This window comes from Moorena sp., assembly GCF_982860115.1.
Genome location: NZ_CEYLVT010000373.1, coordinates 1 through 4,518, shown reverse-complemented (window position 1 = coordinate 4,518; position 4,518 = coordinate 1). Strand labels below are relative to the sequence as shown.

The window sequence follows — 4,518 nt, the reverse complement described above, 5'->3', positions numbered from 1 at the left end:
CAAGAGGCAAGAGGCAAGAGGCAAGAGGCAAGAGGCAAGAGGCAAGAGGCAAGAGTTACATTTGATAACTGTTATAATAACTGGTAATTAACTAACAACTATTGCCTCAAGTTATAGTACCATATAAGTGTAATGACTACCGTTTTATTTTGGGATATCGACAGCACTTTATTAACCACAAAACGAGCCGGGATATTTGCCCTAGAAGATGCGGCTAGTGAGGTAATTGGTGAAACGGTTTCACTGACAAATATAGAAACTGCAGGAATGACAGACCCAATAATTGCCGCTAATATTCTCAAGCAGTACGGTTTGTCCCCAGAACCGAAATTGGTGGATCAACTGCTGGAAGGCTACGTTAACTACTTGCCTCAAAGTTTGCCCCGCCGAGAAGGATATGTCCTAGAGGGGGTAATCGAAATTCTAGATGCTTTGCATGATCGCACTGATGTGGTTTCGATGTTGCTAACAGGAAATATCGAAGCAGGAGCAAAGGCAAAATTAACCTATTATGGCTTGGCTGATTACTTTAGTGGTGGTGGATTTTCCGATGAAACTGAAACTAGAGTTGATATTGCCCAACAAGCTTTAGCGATCGCATCCGAAAAGTATGGTGCAATCCCATCGGAAAAGACATACGTCATTGGCGATACTCCCCATGACATTCACTGTGGCAAAGCCATTGGTGCTCGTGTGATTGCAGTTGCCTCTGGTAAATATGACCAGGAGTCCCTAGAGGAACATCAGCCCTGGTGGGCGATACCATCCCTGCCATCATCAAAAGTGTTTATGGAAAAGATTGGCTTGAAAAATTAATTCTCCCACTATCCCATCCCTGCTGATTGCAACGCCATGTCCATCAAAATCTGATGAGCGGATTCTTCTTTAACCCCTTGAGCTGACTGTCGTTGGATATAGGTGCCATCAGACTGTAAATCCCAAGCTTGACGGTTATCTGCTAACATAATTGCCAGGATTTCTTCCAAATCTTTGGTAATCTCTGGGTCTTCCACTGGTGTCACTGCTTCTACCCGTCGATCCAAATTACGACGCATCCAGTCCGCACTGCCAATATAGACTTCCTCTTGACCCTGATTTTGGAAGTAAAAAATCCGTGAGTGTTCTAAAAAACGACCGACGACACTTACCACACGGATATTTTCACTGACTCCTTTAAGACCAGGACGCAGACCACAAATTCCCCGTACAATCAAGTCAATTTTTACACCAGCTTGTGAGGCGTTGTAGAGAGCCGCAATCATCTTGGGGTCTAGTAGGGAATTCATTTTGGCAACAATACGACCTGTGCCCCCGTTGCCGCAATGTTCAATCTCCCGCTGAATCATTTCGAGCATGCGATCGCGTAAACTAAATGGTGCGACCAACAACTTTCGATAAGACTTTTGCCGTGAGTAACCGGTCAAAGAATTAAACAAATCTGTCAAATCTGCTCCTAAATCATCACGGCAACTCAATAGTCCTAAATCAGTATATAGTTTGGCAGTCTTAGAATTATAATTCCCCGTCCCAATGTGAACATACCGACGAATTTTATCCCCCTCCCGACGCACCACCAGCACAATTTTGGTGTGAGTTTTTAAACCCACCAAACCATAGATCACATGGACTCCAGCCTGTTCTAACTTCCTTGCCCAGACAATATTATTTTCTTCATCAAAACGAGCCTTTAGTTCTATGAGCACCGACACTTGCTCACCATTTTCTGCTGCTCTAATCAAGGCATCGATAATGGGTGAGTCACCAGATGTGCGATATAAGGTCATTTTGATGGCTAGGACATCTGGATCTTGAGCGGCCTGGGTAATAAAACGCTCTACCGTTGCGCCAAAGGAATGATAAGGATGGTGTACCAGCACATCCCTACTGCGAATGACGCTGAAGATATCTTCCACATTCTCTTCCCCGATCGGAAAGCGCAGGCGTCGGGGCACCACTGGTTCCCACACAGGGTCTTTCAATTCTGGCCGTGGCAATGCCATCAACGACATCAAGTCACCCAGTGCCAACAGACCGTCGAATTCATAGACATCGGTTTCCTCAAGTTCCAGCTCTCGCATCAGCGTGTGCCTGACTAACTTGGAGGTAGTCACAGGAATTTCCATGCGCACGGCAGAACGTCCAAACCGTCGTTTCCGTAGTTCCTCTTCAATCGCTATCAGCAGGTCATCGGCCTCGTACTCCTCTACTGTCAAATCAGCATTGCGGGTAATGCGGAAGGGATGACACTCCTGAATCTTCATCCCTGGAAACAGGGACTGCAAATTATGGGCAATGATTTGTTCAAGAGGAACAGCAGTCCAACTAGTAGTTTGTCCATTCTGTTGTTGCTGCAATTTTTCTGGGAGGGGTACAAAGCGCTTTAAGACTCTAGGAACTTTCACCCGAGCAAACAATTCTGCTCCCGTTTCCGGGTCTTTGACCACTACCGCCAGATTCAGGCTGAGATTGGACATGTAAGGAAAGGGATGGCTGGGGTCCACAGCGAGGGGAGTCAGAACTGGAAAAATTTGCTCGGAATAGTAGTTTTCCAGGTAATTCCGCTGTTTCTGGTTCAAGTCCACGTAGTCGAGAATGTAAATCCCTGCTTTGGCTAGCAACGGTCGCAGTTCCTGCTCACAGTGTTGATGCTGTTGAGTTACCATCGGTAACAGCCGCACTCTGATGGCATCGAGTTGTTCACTGGGTGTGCGACCATCGGCTGTCCGTTTACTAACTTGTGCTTCCACCTGTTGTTTTAAACCAGCCACCCGCACCATAAAGAATTCATCAAGATTAGAGCTAAAGATGGCCATGAACTTCAGACGCTCTAACAGAGGTGTTCGGGGGTCCGTTGCTTCATGTAATACTCGGTTATTGAACTCCAACCAGCTCAGTTCTCGATTGAAGTAATAGTCAGGGTCACTCAGATTAAGCTCAATTGTGTTCTGTGCTGTGGTCTGTGCTGTGGTCTGTTCAAATTCAGGCGTATTATTTTTAAATTGAAAATGGATATTTTCAACTTCAGACTTATTCTTTTTAGCTTTACCCATCATCCTCAGAGTTAACCCACTTGATCAGGCTCTTTTATGGCAACGAGAGAATAGTCACTGAGATTCTACCGTTAAACGAACCTCAAGGATTAAACACTTCGTCTTCTCTACCTACCCACCACTGACCTAAATTCATCAAATCCTGGTGAATATCTTCTAGTTCTCTGATATATGCTTCCGATGATAGGGTGGCGCGGCGCTCCTGAAGCTTCTTCAGACGAAGTTGCAGCAGTAACCAGGGTTTGGAGATGCCGTCAGTAGCTTCTATATATTGCGCTAATTCTTTACTATTCATGACTTTAAGTTGAAGTTTGTCTAATTTTTTAATTAAGGTAACACGTAATGTTAATAACTGTAAAATTATTTTTAGTTAGAATAGTTATATGGTAAAATTTAATACTTTTTAAACTCAGTGAAGTCAGTGCGATGCTCCAAAAGAGCCGCTACGCGAACACAAAACCCTCTCCCTAGATTAAATAGGACGCTATTAACTAGCGCTAGTATAAAAATCCGATTAGCCCGAAGGGCTACGCTACGCGATCGCCTTTGGCGCGGCTTTGCCGATCGGCTCAACTCAGGTACAGTCAAGTTTCTTACCCCCACTCCCGATTCCCGACTCCCTATCTTCAGATCTACTATCGCTTTAGAACACAAATTGCTATAAATTACTATGGGTAGGGGGGGGATGGAATAGATTGGGCTAACTAAGTTAGTTAACTAACTTAGTCGAGTCGGTTGTCAAAAACCCTGATTAGCCTTGGCTATCCTGGGGCTATTCCTCCCTTACCGATATTTAGCACGTGCTCTGACCACAAGCGAACTCTAAAAAATATGTTGAAAAAAGTTATTGCCCAGCTCAAAGACTGGTTCCCTGCTCCAGAAGTCCATGCCCACTGTGACGGACCTTGCGGTGTGTATGACCCAGCTGCTGCACGTATAACCGCTGAGGCAGTACTCTCCATGACCAAGAAGATCCTTGATCTTGAGCCACCTGCGAGTAATGATCAACCGGCATTAGCTGCTTACCACAATACCCTATCCCGGTTCATTGCTATTAAGGAAGAGCAGGCTCAGAAGACCAAAGAGGAAATACTGATCCTGTGGACAGACTATTTCAAGCCAGTACACTTGGAGCAGTTCCCAGACCTACACGATACCTTCTGGAAAGCTGCAAAGTTATGCTCTGCCTGCAAGGTGGAAGTTAGCCTTCAGCACGCCAATGAGCTACTTGATGCAGTAGAGAATATCCACAAGATTTTCTGGGCAACCAAGAATCGGGATATCGTCTGGTATAAAGCTAGCTAAACCTCAGAATGGTGAATTAAGAATGGTGAATTAAGAATGGTGAATTTAGAATGTAGAATCCAGAATGCAGAATGTAGAAGGTAGAAGGCAGAAGGCAGAAGGCAGAAGGCAGAATGTAGAATTCTTAATTCTTAATTCTTAATTCTTAATTCTTAATTCTTAA

Annotated in this window: 5 protein-coding genes; 3 read left to right on the top strand and 2 right to left on the bottom strand. The window is 44.7% G+C overall.

Annotated features, from left to right (window positions below; translation table 11 throughout):
- The first annotated feature begins 132 nt into the window (after positions 1 to 132).
- Entirely contained in the window at positions 133 to 816 is a 684-nt protein-coding gene (locus AC4II3_RS31495) for an HAD hydrolase-like protein (protein WP_488015583.1), read from the top strand.
- An 8-nt stretch (positions 817 to 824) separates the two neighbouring features.
- Here the strand turns inward: AC4II3_RS31495 and AC4II3_RS31490 are convergent, their stop codons facing one another.
- Positions 825 to 3,050, bottom strand: a complete 2,226-nt coding sequence (locus tag AC4II3_RS31490; RefSeq protein ID WP_488015588.1) for an RNA degradosome polyphosphate kinase — start codon at positions 3,048 to 3,050, stop codon at positions 825 to 827.
- Between the two features lie 82 nt (positions 3,051 to 3,132).
- Positions 3,133 to 3,345 (bottom strand): hypothetical protein, encoded by a 213-nt coding sequence (locus AC4II3_RS31485; protein ID WP_293111488.1) that lies wholly within the window; start codon positions 3,343 to 3,345, stop codon positions 3,133 to 3,135.
- 117 nt (positions 3,346 to 3,462) lie between these two features.
- On the opposite strand from AC4II3_RS31485, the gene AC4II3_RS31480 reads away from it, so the two are divergent.
- Both AC4II3_RS31480 and sodN read left to right on the top strand, forming a co-directional pair.
- A complete protein-coding gene (locus AC4II3_RS31480) occupies positions 3,463 to 3,714 on the top strand; it encodes a hypothetical protein (RefSeq protein WP_488015581.1) in 252 nt (83 codons plus the stop codon).
- Between the two features lie 167 nt (positions 3,715 to 3,881).
- A complete protein-coding gene (gene sodN / locus AC4II3_RS31475; RefSeq protein WP_488015579.1) occupies positions 3,882 to 4,355 on the top strand; it encodes a superoxide dismutase, Ni in 474 nt (157 codons plus the stop codon).
- The last annotated feature ends 163 nt before the right edge of the window (positions 4,356 to 4,518 follow it).